The organism is Agrobacterium sp. rho-8.1, assembly GCF_033957725.1.
Classification (GTDB): Bacteria; Pseudomonadota; Alphaproteobacteria; order Rhizobiales; family Rhizobiaceae; genus Agrobacterium.
This window is the reverse complement of the sequence record NZ_CP192789.1, coordinates 538916-552906: the sequence shown is the minus strand read 5'-3', so window position 1 is coordinate 552906 and position 13991 is coordinate 538916. Positions and strand designations below refer to the sequence as shown.

Genomic DNA, 13991 nt, shown 5'->3' with positions numbered 1-13991 from the left:
GTGTTGCTGGTTTTCCGGGAACCATCAAGGAGGGGCGTGCTGGTCGCGCCATTGGGAGGACATGACGATGCAACATAAACGCAAGATTTTCTTGAGTGCATGCCTTGGTTTCGGCGTTTCGCTGATCGCGATGAATGCCCATGCCTTTCAGACATCGGCACCGCCTGAGCCAGCCAAATTTCCGGCGGAAGGCAAGATAAAATATGTGGAGCGCGATTCCATCCTGGAATTCAAGGCGCTGCCGAATTACAGCGAGCCCGACTGGGTTTCGGAAAAATTCGAGAAGACGGGCAAGCTGCCACCACTCAAGGAGCGTCTGCCGCAGGAGCCGCTGGTCTATAAGACCGCCAATATGCCGGATGGTATCGGCGTTTATGGCGATACCATCCGCCACGTCATTGGTGGACGGCCAGAGGGCTGGAACTATATGGCTGGCCAGACGCAGGGTTGGGGTGGCATCGACATCGCACTGTCTGAATGCCTGACACGCACGGCCCCGCTGTTTCAGGTGGAAGCCAAGGACACGGAGCCATTGCCCAACCTCGCCAAAAGCTGGGACTGGTCGCAGGATGGCCACAAGCTGACGATGCATCTCGTGAAAGGTGCGAAATGGTCGGATGGCGTTCCGTTCACCGCTGAAGACATCATGTTTTATTGGGAAGACGGGGTTGTCGATCCGAACGTATCGCCGCTTGGCGGGGGCGCTTCACCAGAAGCATTCGGAGAAGGCACGACACTTACCAAGATCGATGACTACACCGTTGAATGGACGTTCAAGAGCGCGTTTCCCAAGCAGTATCTCTACACGATGGCCTATCCGAATTTCTGCCCGGGACCAGCGCATATCCTGAAGCCTCAGCATCCTAAATATTCCAAGAACACCTACAACCAGTTCAAGAATGCCTTCCCGCCGGAATATATGAACATGCCGGTGATGGGCGCGTGGGCTCCGGTGGAATACCGTCCGGATGACCTCATCGTCCTTCGCCGCAACCCTTATTACTGGAAGGTCGATGAGAAGGGCCAGCAATTGCCTTATCTTGATGAGGTTCATTACAAGCTTTCGACGTGGGCTGACCGCGATGTGCAGGCTGTGGCCGGATCAGGCGATTTCTCCAATCTGGAACAGCCGGAAAACTTCGTGGCTTCGCTCAAGCGAGCCGCCGACGAAAAGGCACCGGCACGCCTTGCATTCGGTCCGCGTTTGATCGGTTACAATCTTCAAATGAATTTCTCCGGCAATGGCTGGGGTGCGCCCGATGAACGTGAGCAGGCCATTCGCGAGCTGAACCGCAATCAGGATTTTCGCGAGGCGGTGACGTCTGCAATCGATCGAAAGGCGGTTGGCGACTCCTTGGTCAAGGGTCCGTTTACGGCGATCTATCCGGGCGGCATCTCCTCCGGTACCAGCTTTTATGACCGCAATTCCACCGTCTATTATCCCTATGATCTCGAAGCGGCAAAAGCGGCTCTTGCCAGGGTTGGCTTGAAGGATACAGACGGTGATGGCTTCGTAAACTTCCCAGCGGGGACTGCGGGTGGCAAGAACGTCGAGATCGTTCTGCTCGTCAACAATACCTACACGACAGACAAAAGTCTGGCTGAGGGTCTCGTCGGCCAGATGGCAAAGCTGGGTCTGCGGGTGGTGCTGAACTCCCTCGACGGCAACCAGCGCGACGACGCACATTATGGTGGGCGGTTCGATTGGCTTGTGCGCCGTAACACAACAGAGCTTGCCTCCGTGGTGCAGAACACGGAGCAGCTTGCACCTGTCGGCCCGCGCACCAGCTGGAACCACCGCGCGCCTGAAGGCAAGCAGGTGGACCTGATGCCGTTCGAGAAAGAGATGGTCGATCTTGTCAACCGCTTCATCGCATCACAGGATAATGCGGAGCGGGCCGAACTGATGAAACAGTATCAGAAGGTCTACACGCAGAACCTCTATACCATTGGTCTGACAGAATACCCCGGTGCGCTGATCGTCAACAAGCGCTTTTCCAACGTGCCGCAGGGAACGCCGATCTTCATGTTTAACTGGGCGGAAGACGCAGTCATGCGTGAGCGCCTATGGGTCGCCGCCGATAAACAAGGCAAATACGAACTCTTTCCGCAGCAACTCCCAGGCAAGCCGGGTGATGGCGGCCCGATCAACTAGCTCCCTCCCGGAGACACCATGACCGGTCGCGCGTGAAGCGCGGCCGGACCGGGGGACAAAAGGCGGCACCGGTCACAAGCCGGGCAGCAATGTAGGGAGACATTTCGTCATGCTCAGGTTCTTTTTCGTACGCCTCAGCTCCGCAGTGCCGGTGATGCTGATCCTCAGCATCGTAACCTTCGCCATCATTCAGGCACCGCCGGGTGATTATGCGGATTATATTCGCTCACAGCTTATGAATCAGGGCGGCGCGTCTTTCGAACAGGCGCAAGCGCAGGCGCAGGCATACCGCATCGAGCACGGTCTGGATAAGCCGATGGTGGTGCAATACGTCAACTGGGTCAGCGGCATCGTGACCCGCGGTGATTTCGGCTACAGCTTTTATTATAATAAGCCGGTTGCGGATGTGGTCGGAGAACGCCTACCGCGCACCCTGCTTCTGGCGCTGGTCTGCCACCTGTTTGCGTCCATACTCGGCATCACCTTCGGCATATGGGCCGCGACGCGGCAATATTCCTGGGTCGATAATCTTCTTTCCACCATCGCGTTTCTGGGCATGACGATACCGCGCTTCCTGATGGCGCTGATCATGGTCTACCTGATGGTGTTTCATTTCAATGTCGCCGAAATCGGCAGCTTCTTTTCTCCGCAATATGGCGGTGCGCCATGGTCCTGGGCGAAATTTGTCGATCTCGTCAGCCATGTCTGGCCGGTCGTCGCCATCGCCACCTTTGGCGGGCTCGCTTACAATATGCGCGTCATGCGCGGCAATCTGTTGGATACGCTGAATGCGCAATATGTCGAAACCGCCCGTGCCAAGGGGCTTTCGGAAGGCGCTGTTATCATGCGCCATGCCGTGCCGAATGCGCTGCATCCTTTGGTCATGTATCAGGGTGTCGTCCTGCCCTACATGCTGACCGGCGAAATCGAAACGGCCATCATATTCGCGCTGCCGACCGTTGGTCCTGCCATCGTCGGATCAATGGCCGTAGGCGATGTCTACGTGACCGCCACCTTCATGATGGTTCTCGCCGGAACGCTGATTATCGGCAACATCATCGCAGACATATTGCTGGCGATGCTCGATCCGCGCGTGCGCGAATTAGGGAGGGCATGAGATGGTTGCTGTTCATTCGTCAGCGCAACAGGAACCGGCAGTCTTGGTTGCCGAGCAGCGCGCCAATGAAAGCTACATGGCGTTGGTCTGGCGTCGTTTGCGGCGCTCTTTTACCGGCATGGTCGGTCTGGTTCTGGTGGTCCTCCTCATCGTCATCGCTCTTTTCGCCGACTTTTTCGCACCCATGGACCCAACGGAAACCGGCGCGAGTTTCACACCACCGCAAACGATCAGTTTTAGTGAAAAAGACGGCGGTTTCAGCGTTTGGCCTCGCGTTTACGGCATGGCGGAAACCGAGGAGCTTGACCCGATAACATTCCAGCCCATCGTCGGGCCGAACTATGACAATCCGCATTATCTTGGCTTTTTCGTCGAGGGTGCGCCCTACAGGCTTTTTGGCCTCATCCCCATGGACACGCATTTTTTTGGATCCGTGGATGGTGAGGCGGTACATTTTCTGGGAACCGACAAGTTCGGTCGCGATGTGTTGTCGCGTGCCATTCACGGGTCGCGCATTTCCTTGGCCATTGCGCTGAGTGTGGTCTTCATCGTGACGGTCATCGGCACCAGCGTTGGCCTGATTTCCGGTTACTTCGGCGGCGCGGTCGATGCGTGGGTGCAGCGATTTGTGGAAATCGTTCTCGCCTTTCCGCAATTGCCGCTTTATCTGGCGCTGACATCGCTCATTCCTGTGACGGCACCGACCAACATGTTCCTCACCTTCGTTGTGGTCGTCATGTCGGCCCTTGGCTGGGCGCAGATGTCGCGTGAAGTCCGTGGCAAAACGCTGGCACTGGCACGTATCGATTATGTGCGGGCCGCCATGGCGATTGGTGCGACCGACAGGCGCATCATCTTCCAGCACATCCTGCCCAATGTGATGAGCCATGTAATCGTCGCCGTCACGCTGCACATTCCAAGCGTCGTGCTTCTGGAATCCTTTCTTGGCTTCCTGGGCTTCGCCGTCAAACCTCCGCTGATTTCGTGGGGGCTGATGTTGCAAGATACGGCCACCTATTCGGTCATCGGTTCCTATCCTTGGATTCTGGCCCCGGTTGGCTTCGTTCTGGTCACTGTTTTTGCCTTCAACGCGCTGGGCGATGGCCTGCGCGATGCTGTCGATCCCTATTGAGAGGAGACTGAAATGGTGACTTCCTCACTGGCATCTTTTGCCCCTGATATCCGCTTCGACCACGCATCGCGACACGATGCGCCGATTATCGATGCGCGGAACATCGCGGTCAATTTCAAGGTGGAACATGGCACTGTCGATGCGGTGAAGGGCGTGTCTTTCCAGCTGTATCGCGGTGAAACAATTGCCATCGTTGGTGAATCCGGCTCCGGAAAATCTGTCACGGCACGTACCGTGATGGGGCTTCTGTCCAAACGCGCCGTGGTTTCCAGCACAGCCTCCGTTTCTTACGAGGGCAAGAACATCCTCAAATTGCCGGAGCGCGCCCGCCGTGCAATGCGCGGCAACCGCCTGGCGATGATTTTTCAGGAGCCGATGAGTTCATTGAACCCGATCTACACCATCGGCAGCCAGATCGTTGAGGCTATTCGCGTTCATAATCGCATGAGCCGTAAACAGGCCGAAGCGCGGGCGCTGGAACTGCTGCAGCAAGTCCACATTCCTGACCCTGAAGCGCGGCTGAAACAATATCCGCATCAGCTTTCCGGCGGGCAGCGCCAGCGTGTTATGATTGCCATGGCCCTGTCGAACGACCCAGATGTGCTGATTGCCGATGAGCCGACAACGGCGCTGGATGTGACCGTGCAGGCGCAAATCCTCAACCTCATTAGGGAATTGCAGCAGGGGCGGGGCATGGCTGTCGTTCTCATCACGCATGATCTGACCATCGTGCGGAAGTTTTCTGATTACGTCTATGTCATGCAGCACGGAGAAGTGCGCGAGCACCACACGACCGAAGAAATCTTCGCAAACCCGCGCCATTCCTATACCAAAAAGCTTCTCGATTCCGAACCGCAAGGGCAGGCTAAGCCTTTGCCGTCCGGCTCCGCCATGCTGCTCGAAGCGAGCGATGTGCGCGTGTCTTTCATGTTGCGGCATGGTGGTCTATTCAAGCCGCAACTCAAGGAACTGATTGCCGTCGATAGTCTGGGACTGACGCTTCACAGGCACGAAACGCTGGGTATCGTGGGCGAGTCCGGATCTGGAAAAACAACATTCGGGCAATCGCTGCTCCGGCTGAATGAGCCGCAGGGCGGCAACATTCTGTTCGACAATCAGCCTATCCACGGCAAATCCCGCGCTGAAATGCGGCCTTTGCGCTCACGTATGCAAGTGGTTTTTCAGGACCCGTTTTCGTCGCTCAATCCGCGTATGACCATCGGCCAGATCATTGAGGAAGGGCTTGTTGTCAACAGGTTGGGGGCAAGCAAGGCCGAGCGGCTGGAGCGTGTCTGCGATGCGCTGTCCGCGTCCGGCATGCCGACCAATATTCTCTCGCGTTTCCCGCACGAGTTTTCCGGTGGCCAGCGTCAGCGCATCGCCATTGCCCGCGCCATCGCACTTGAGCCGGAATTCATTCTGCTCGACGAGCCGACATCGGCTCTCGACCTTTCGGTCCAGTCACAGATCATCGCCCTGCTGCGCAAGCTGCAGGATGAGAGGGGGCTGAGTTACCTGTTCATTTCGCATGATCTGAAGGTGGTACGGGCGCTCTGCCACCGCGTCATCGTCATGCAAAACGGTCGCATCGTGGAGGAGGGGCCGGTCGAGGATGTGCTGGCCAACCCTAAGACCGCCTACACCCAACGGCTTGTCAAAGCCGCATTTGAAATCGCCTGAACTGCTATCGGAGACAAACATGGCAAGAAATCCAAGGATCACCTTCATCGGCGCCGGATCGACGGTGTTCATGAAAAACATCATAGGCGACGTGCTGCAACGTCCCGCCCTTTCCGGCGCCACGATTGCGCTGATGGACATCAATCCGCAACGGCTTGAGGAAAGCGCAATCGTCGTCAACAAGCTGATTTCCACGCTGGGGGTGAAAGCGACCGTCGAAACCCATGCGGATCAGCGCCAGGCCCTGACGGGTGCGGATTTCGTCGTGGTCGCTTTCCAGATTGGCGGTTATGAGCCCTGCACTGTCACGGACTTCGAACTGCCCAAAAAATACGGGCTGCGCCAGACGATTGCCGACACTCTGGGTGTTGGCGGCATCATGCGTGGCCTGCGCACCGTGCCGCATCTATGGAAGATTTGCGACGACATTCTGGCCGTCTGCCCGAACGCGATCATGCTGCAATACGTCAACCCGATGGCCATCAATACATGGGCGATTGCCGAAAAATACCCGACGATTCGGCAGGTGGGGCTTTGCCACTCGGTGCAGGGCACAGCCATGGAACTGGCTGAAGATCTCGACATTCCCTACGAGGAAATCCGCTATCGTTCCGCCGGTATCAACCACATGGCGTTCTTTTTGGAGTTCGAACACCGCCAGCCGGATGGCAGCTACCGCAATCTTTATCCAGACCTTTTGCGTGCATATCGGGAGGGCCGTGCGCCCAAACCCGGCTGGAACCCGCGCTGCACGAACAAGGTCCGTTATGAAATGTTGACCCGTCTCGGTTATTTCGTCACGGAAAGCTCAGAGCATTTTGCGGAATACACACCCTATTTCATCAAGGAGGGTCGCGAAGACCTTATCGAGAAATTCGGTATTCCGCTGGATGAATATCCCAAGCGCTGCATCGAACAGATCGAGCGTTGGAAAGGGCAGGCGGAGGCCTATCGTTCCGCCGAAAAGATCGAGGTTCAGCAGTCGAAGGAGTATGCATCCTCCATCATCAATTCCGTCTGGACGGGGGAGCCTTCGGTTATCTATGGCAATCTGCGCAACAATGGCTGCATCACCTCACTGCCAGCCAATTGTGCCGCAGAAGTTCCGTGCCTTGTCGATCACAATGGCATTCAGCCCACCCTTGTCGGTGATCTACCGCCCCAGCTTACTGCGCTGATGCGTACGAACATCAATGTGCAGGAATTGACGGTGGCTGCGCTGATGACGGAAAACAGGGATCATATTTTCCACGCGGCCATGCTTGACCCGCACACGGCGGCGGAACTCGATCTCGATCAGATCTGGTCGCTTGTCGATGACCTGCTGGTTGCCCATGCCGACTGGTTGCCAGCGTGGACCCGGTTTCAGCCATAGCAAGCCGCGGCACAGTACTATTGATGTTTATGATGCGACGCAATCAAGGCCCTAGTTCCTATTCCTTGTGACTTGCGCAAAATATTGTCGCGGAGGGACAGTTTCCGCGACATTTAACAAACACGATGTGTTTCGGCGAGGGATCTGACCCCGCTATCGGTGCCGAAGATTACCCCAGCTGGACGGAAAAAATCAATACGCATCAACAACCTATATCGTAGCATCTGGGGTTATCTTTCCGAGCGGAAAAGGGTTAATCTTGGACATCGGATCATAAACGAAACAGCGGTGGATGGTTCGAATGCTTTCAAGGCGCATGGTACTGAAGAAACTCAAGCAGCCCTCTTTTGGCCTGAGAAGCATAGAACCCAATGTCTAAAGCGCGCAGTTCGCATCCCATGAAAGCATGAGAGCCTCGACGGAGGAAACGAGCCTTTTCGGATCGAGCTGATCCCGCGCTTCCATGGCGATGCCAAGCAAGAATGTGTGGAAGACGGTCGCAAGCGCGTCAATATTGACGTTGGGTGCCAGTTCTCCGCTGGCAATGCCCCGCCGGATGCAATCTTCGATGCCTTTTCTGTTTCTGGCGCGATCGGCAGCGAGAAGATCATCGATATGTTGGTTCTCTGGAGTGCAATTGCTGGCACCTAGGATCATCAGGCAGCCCGGAGGATGGTTGCGGTCGGTCTGCATCTCGGCAGAACGGATAAGGGCAAGTTCAATAGCCTCCCTTGGAGGCAGGGTATCGTCTCTCAACGTGGCTGTAACCTGTCCGTAAGTGGACTGATACCGTTCGACGACTTCACGAAATAACCCTTCTTTTGAACCGAACGCCGCATAGAAGCTCGCAGACGAAATGTTCCCCATGCCGGTCTTGAGCTGCGCAAGCGAAGTCGGCTCGTATCCCTGTTCCCAGAACAGAGCTAACGCAGAGTCAAGTGCCTTGTCTCTGTCGAATTCTCTTGGACGTCCGGTTCGCGCCATCGTCATCTCCTCTCGCTTTATATAGACTATTCGATCCACAAGTCCTTGCCAAGGGTTCTGCCTCATGCAATATCCGGATCGATTGATCCATATATCGAACGAGGTTCCCATCATGGCGAAGTCTACAATCGAAACTGAACGACTGCCTGTGGCAGGATTGCTGGCACTTGCGATGACAGGCTTTGTTTGCATCGTCACCGAGGCTCTTCCGGCCGGATTGCTTCCGCAGATTGGCGAAGGCCTCAACGTATCTGAGGCACTGGCTGGGCAGACCATAACCGCCTATGCGATTGGATCGCTGGTCGCTGCTATCCCTTTGACGATCGCTACGAGCGGTTGGAGACGACGCAACGTTCTCCTCCTGACGATCATCGGATTTCTGATTTTCAACACGGTTACAGCGCTCTCGCCAAACTATTGGCTTACGATGGCAGCGCGCTTTTTCGCGGGGGTGGCCGCGGGTCTGGCATGGAGCCTGCTGGCAGGCTATGCACGTCGGATGGTCTCGCCGGACAAGCAAGGCAAGGCGATGGCGATTGCGATGGTAGGAGTACCTGTCGCACTGGCCCTTGGTGTGCCGCTCGGAACCTGGTTAGGGACGCTCACAGACTGGCGCACCGCTTTCGGGATCATGTCACTGGTGACGATCATCCTCATCGTCTGGGTCGTCGCCAAGGTCCCTGACTTTCCGGGTCAAGCCCAAGGAGAAGGTATCCCTCTTGCGACGGTATTCACTACTAAAGGAGTGCGTCCGGTTTTGAGCGTTGTCATCGCATGGATGCTCGCCCACAACATTCTTTATACCTACGTGGCACCCTTCGTTGTGCAGGCAGGGCTGTCGGATCGTGTTGACCTTGTGTTGCTTGCGTTCGGCGTCGCTGCATTGATGGGTATCGGGATCGCGGGAAAACTCGTCGACCGCTATCTGCGACGCGCCGTTCTCACCAGCCTGCTTGCATTCGCTGTTACGTCTGTGGTTTTCGGAATATGGGCAGGCTCGCCTACAGTCGTGTTCTGTGGCGTGGTAATTTGGGGTATTACCTTCGGAGGGGCTGCGACACTACTCCAGACAGCTTTGGCTGACACCGCAGGCGAGGGAGCGGACGTAGCCTTGTCTATGAATGTTGTTGCCTGGAACGGAGCGATCGCAGGCGGTGGCATCGTCGGCGGTCTGCTTCTTGATACATGGGGTGCCTCGTCGTTTCCATGGGCGCTGACCGCGTTCCTGACAGTTGGATTGTTCATCGCGTGGTCGGCCAAGCATCGCGGCTTCACACCCGGTGCTCGATTATCGACTAGCCAGGTCGGCGGTCACTGACACAAAGGCGTGGCCAACCCTTCTCCGTGCTTTAGCGGCGGAGGCGTACTCACTCGCAGCCGGGACTTGTTCGTAACAGCGATATCAGGATAAGCCCGCCGCCTCTGCTACGGGGCGGCGGTTCGAGTCCCTTCAAGGCGCATTCAGCCTCTACCTTTTTGGAGCGCGCCTTTTACCAGAAAGCTACACGCCAAACTTCCGATCCCCGCAGCTGCGATCACCCACCCCATCGGCCAAGGGGTCCCATCCGCAAACGTTCCTGCGACTGCCGAGCCGACGACACCGCTGCCGTATTGAATAGCCCCCATCAGCGCTGACACAGTGCCGGCACGCATAGGGAAGTCAGCGAGCGTACCCGAGATCGCGTTGGCGCTGACAAAGCCGTTCATGGCGATGAACAGACAAAGAGTGACGGCCATTCCGATGACGCCCCCAAAATCGGTTGCGGTGACGACGGCCAGGGCAATGCCTGCGATTGCCGCGCCAGCCGCCCCGAGTTTCAGGAGACGGTCGCTGCCGAACCTCTTGACCAAGCAGGAATTGATGAAGTTCGTGACCATGAGCCCAACGGTACCGGCCGAAAACACCAGGCCAAAGAGTTGGGGCGACACGTGATGATAGTCGATGTAGGCGAAGGATGAGCTCGATATGTTGGCGAATATGCCTGCGTAGAAGAAGCCAAGGCTGCCGGCATATGCTCAGCTAGCGTCTGCAGGGGAACGCCGATAAAAGCTGCAGCATCGGCGTTATTGGCCTTGAGGCGCTCCAGAAGCGCTGCACCAAGTGGCTCCGACCGGGTGTAGATGATGGTATCGATCAGGGCGATACCGATTGCACCGCCCAGATTGCGCATCAGGTTGAACAGTCCACTCGCATCCGGGACCTTGTCTGTGTTTCGGCTAGCCATTTGACCCCTCCATAGGCACCGAAGGGTGACTGCGGCGGGGAAGCGAAAATTGATACACTTCCTGATCTTGCTGCGTAGCATATGGGGTCAACCTTGGAAGCCGGATAACACGCAAGATCGCACCGCTCATCTCCAGTCGAATGCAGATCAAGCACGCGTTCTGTGGCTGCAGTAGGGCGGCCTTGCAATGACGGTGACCTCATGCGCACCGGGTACGGGCCAGATGAAAAGCGAAGGTGCTTCCGATGCCGCCACACCAATCACGGCATGCGAAGCGCATGAGGAGTGGAAAACTCTGTCGTAACATTTTTCTTTCTGGTGCAAGGTATCTGAGGTTTAAGCGCGGTGCGCTATCTCGGGCGTGTCTGATTATCCGACTTGCCTGCCGCGTGATTGCCACGCCTGGTGCACCTCGTCCCAATCAGGAACGCTTTCGCAGTAGAAGCCGAGTGTCTTGCCTGTCGCGATCGAGCTGAACGCCTTCATCGCTTGCAGGTGCTCCCCAGCGATCAGATATCGACGCATTGCGCCTTCATCCTTCCACACGGTCCTAGTGTGATGGACGCCTTTGATAAGGCGCGCATCGCTGGCGATATTACCCTCGGCGTGTCTCGCTTGCGCCATTGACCTGATTGCATGCCACCAGAAACGGAAAAAATGGCGCCTGCCTTTCAGCTGGAGGCCCGTGATCGATACGTAAACCTGTTCCATCGCAATCCTCCAGATGAAAGGCGCCCTCTAAAGAGGCGCTCAATGGCATTGAAACGTTCTTATTTAGACACTGTCTACATTAATGTCAGGATCATTTAATCTGGTCAATCATAATCTAGTCAGTGTAAGGATTAAGCATGAAACCTTATCATCACGGATCGCTACGCCAGGCTCTGCTGGAGGCGGCAGAAGCAATCCTCGACCGCGACGGCATTGACGGACTGACCTTGCGGGCGGCCGCTCGCGAAGCGGGCGTTTCGCATGGCGCGCCTGCCCATCACTTTGGCGATCTCTCCGGCCTGTTGACGGAGTTGGCTGCTTCAGGCTTCGTGCGATTGCGCGAGACTGTCTTGATCGAGGTGGACGAGGCTACCGCTCAGGTCGAGCAATCTGCTTATACCACGGCGCTTGGACGCGGTTACATCCGCTTTGCAAGGGCCCATCCGGGCGTCTTTCTGCTGATGTTCCGTTCCGAGCGGCTGAATTGGTGTTCTCCCTCCTTATCCGTTGCGGGTCCGGCGGCATTCGCACTTCTTTCCAGTGGAGCTTCCGGTCAAGCTGAAGACAGGAGCGATTTCGAAACACTTGTCGTTGCAAGTACGCGCTGGTCCCTGATGCATGGCTTGGCGACGCTGATTATCGATGGCAGGCTTGCAGCCATGGCGCAGAGCGTGCCCGGTGCCAATCTGGATGAACTGATTGGGCATGTACTCTCCCGTGGTCTGATCGATGGAACCCAGACTTATCCCGCCAGAGTGTAACTGCGTTTCAAACGCCTTACCGTCGTCAGGCGTCAGTCGCGTAACCGCTGAGGTCTCTCAATGGACGTTGAAGCGAGGCACGATAAGCAAGAGGACCACGATCGTGGCACGAAGAACGGCGTAAGCCAGAAAAGCCGAGGGGCTACCCGACGGTAAGCCTACACCCCATGTGGGCTGTGCGATCACCAAAGTCTTGCTTCAATTGGCGGCGAGCACTCGACCTTATATGGTAGAATAGGTCTTTGGTGCGGAGCCTTGGCTCTCTGGAGCAGTTGAACAGCCGATACAAACTGATTTCAGACAGATAGCTTTCGTAATTACAGGGTCGTCGGTTCACATCCCTTCAGGACCGTGAATATATGCTATCGGAATCACTGTCTCGACCTGAAGAGAGTGGGCCAATCGCCTGGCTCGATCCCGCCACATAATTGCTGCAACGACATTTCCGACAGACGAAATGCCCCGCCGTCCCAGATCCAGCTCGCTAACATGCCACAATCGGCAAGCCCACGTCCCTTCGCAGCCATACTAAGCATGCCTCGTTCGGCATCGAAGCTGCCTTCTGTAACATAAGCTGCGTTGGCGCGATCCGGATCGTTGCCAAGATAGGGCGTTGGCGCTATCAGCCGGTGTGCCTGTCCGCTGCCCCGTTGCGCAATAAATGCAAGTGACGACCCCTGATAGGCACCCATAATACAGGGGATAAGAACGAGCGCTTGGGCTTGATCTAGCGCATACGCCTCGGGCTGCTGCGGGGTATCCCCGCATTCCTCCTTGACGAATACCGCCTTCTGGTCGGCGCGAACCAGCGCGATCAATTGCGCGTCCTCACCTGGCATCAAACGCTCAGGAATTGGATGGCTGGGAATGTGCGGCAGGAGAGGCGCGGCTGGAACGTCTGAGGCGGCTTTGAGGCCGGTCTTGAGCAGCGCGGTCTCGCCGCCAATCCTGCCCTGACGATCATCGAGGCGCAGCACCGCTGCACTGAAGCCGTTGAGCGGGACAGTCGCTTCGCCCATGGTAACTTTAGACGCATTGCGAAGCTGCTGCACCAGCGTGCGAACCGTGGCGAAATCGTTGGTCGTGAGCGAGCTTCCGTCCTGCGAACTCGTATATTTCCATTCTGCGCCGTGCATGTCTCCTGGCGCGCCATCGATTTTGATATCGTCCGGCAGAAAGCTGGCTATGCTACTGATCGAGGCCATAAGCGCCCCAGATGCTCCTGCCTCTCGCTCAATCCGGATCTCCGCCCCGCCTCTCGCATCGTCGAAACCTTTGGCCACGCAGCTTAGCGTGTTGTCACAGACGACGAACCAGCTTTGATAGCTATCATAGGACTGGATAGGCTCAGCATGCTGCGACACTGCTGAACCTGCATTCACCAAAAGGGCTAGCAACGCGGCTTTTGTGCGCTTTGACACCATCAACTTCGTCATCTCTTTTCTACCCCTAAGTTGCCACGGCATCATGGTCGTAACGGGTCGATCGGTATGAGCATGTTGCTATTTCTATTGATTCCGCAAGGGTCAGGCTTGATCGGTACACACCAGATCAAGCAATTGAAAGACCAGTTCCTTGGGCGAGCGACAGGAATTTTAGGTGATGAAGCGAAGCCGTCGCCGCCAGGTCCGACTGAGCACGCCGCGTTAAATGTCTACATCGTGTTGATCTATAGAGGAGCCGCCTGTTGGCAACCGGAACAAGCCTGCCATTCATCCTCAAGCTCGCGCTGAAGCTACGAAATTACCGATGAGTGCACATTTCCAACAGGGTCAGCGGTTCAGACATGTTCAAGGCGAAAGAACGCGCACAATTACTCGTTTCTTTCTCATAGCACGACTTGAAAATGCT

The 13991-nt window shown here is 56.4% G+C and carries 11 protein-coding genes and 1 pseudogene; 7 read left to right on the top strand and 5 right to left on the bottom strand.

The genetic code is table 11. From position 1 onward, the window contains the following. Positions 1 to 67: 67 nt before the first annotated feature. From RMR21_RS17410 to RMR21_RS17390, 5 genes are all read left to right on the top strand, one after another. The gene (locus RMR21_RS17410) at positions 68 to 2155 is read left to right on the top strand and encodes an ABC transporter substrate-binding protein (protein WP_498670721.1); all 2088 of its coding nucleotides are present in this window, start codon (positions 68 to 70) and stop codon (positions 2153 to 2155) included. Positions 2156 to 2264: 109 nt separating this feature from the next. Continuing rightward, positions 2265 to 3272 (top strand): ABC transporter permease, encoded by a 1008-nt coding sequence (locus RMR21_RS17405; protein WP_498670720.1) that lies wholly within the window; start codon positions 2265 to 2267, stop codon positions 3270 to 3272. Between the two features lies 1 nt (position 3273). Further along, a complete protein-coding gene (locus RMR21_RS17400; protein WP_498670719.1) occupies positions 3274 to 4404 on the top strand; it encodes an ABC transporter permease in 1131 nt (376 codons plus the stop codon). Between the two features lie 12 nt (positions 4405 to 4416). Further along, positions 4417 to 6084 (top strand): ABC transporter ATP-binding protein, encoded by a 1668-nt coding sequence (locus tag RMR21_RS17395; RefSeq protein WP_498670718.1) that lies wholly within the window; start codon positions 4417 to 4419, stop codon positions 6082 to 6084. A gap of 19 nt (positions 6085 to 6103) precedes the next feature. Beyond that, positions 6104 to 7459 carry an alpha-glucosidase/alpha-galactosidase gene (locus tag RMR21_RS17390; protein ID WP_498670717.1) on the top strand — a complete coding sequence of 452 codons (1356 nt, stop codon included), beginning with the start codon at positions 6104 to 6106 and terminating at the stop codon, positions 7457 to 7459. Between the two features lie 375 nt (positions 7460 to 7834). Here the strand turns inward: RMR21_RS17390 and RMR21_RS17385 are convergent, their stop codons facing one another. After that, the gene (locus RMR21_RS17385; protein ID WP_498670716.1) at positions 7835 to 8443 is read right to left on the bottom strand and encodes a TetR/AcrR family transcriptional regulator; all 609 of its coding nucleotides are present in this window, start codon (positions 8441 to 8443) and stop codon (positions 7835 to 7837) included. Positions 8444 to 8555: 112 nt separating this feature from the next. Here RMR21_RS17385 and RMR21_RS17380 point away from each other — a divergent pair, with 112 nt between their 5' ends. After that, positions 8556 to 9761, top strand: coding sequence for an MFS transporter (locus tag RMR21_RS17380; RefSeq protein WP_498670715.1), 1206 nt, complete (start codon positions 8556 to 8558; stop codon positions 9759 to 9761). 143 nt (positions 9762 to 9904) lie between these two features. On the opposite strand, the gene RMR21_RS17375 is transcribed toward RMR21_RS17380, so the two are convergent. The 3 genes and pseudogenes from RMR21_RS17375 to RMR21_RS17365 form a co-directional block, all read right to left on the bottom strand. Further along, positions 9905 to 10372, bottom strand: coding sequence for an MFS transporter (locus RMR21_RS17375; protein ID WP_498671902.1), 468 nt, complete (start codon positions 10370 to 10372; stop codon positions 9905 to 9907). 41 nt (positions 10373 to 10413) lie between these two features. Continuing rightward, positions 10414 to 10650 (bottom strand): annotated as a pseudogene (locus RMR21_RS17370) (MFS transporter); the annotation flags it as partial. Between the two features lie 387 nt (positions 10651 to 11037). Then, entirely contained in the window at positions 11038 to 11379 is a 342-nt protein-coding gene (locus tag RMR21_RS17365) for a hypothetical protein (RefSeq protein ID WP_498670714.1), read from the bottom strand. 137 nt (positions 11380 to 11516) lie between these two features. Here RMR21_RS17365 and RMR21_RS17360 point away from each other — a divergent pair, with 137 nt between their 5' ends. Then, positions 11517 to 12140: a TetR/AcrR family transcriptional regulator gene (locus RMR21_RS17360; protein ID WP_498670713.1), complete on the top strand. Its 624-nt coding sequence runs from the start codon at positions 11517 to 11519 to the stop codon at positions 12138 to 12140. A 371-nt stretch (positions 12141 to 12511) separates the two neighbouring features. Here RMR21_RS17360 and RMR21_RS17355 read toward each other — a convergent pair whose 3' ends face one another. Then, entirely contained in the window at positions 12512 to 13576 is a 1065-nt protein-coding gene (locus RMR21_RS17355; RefSeq protein ID WP_498670712.1) for a DUF1176 domain-containing protein, read from the bottom strand. Positions 13577 to 13991 lie beyond the last annotated feature (415 nt).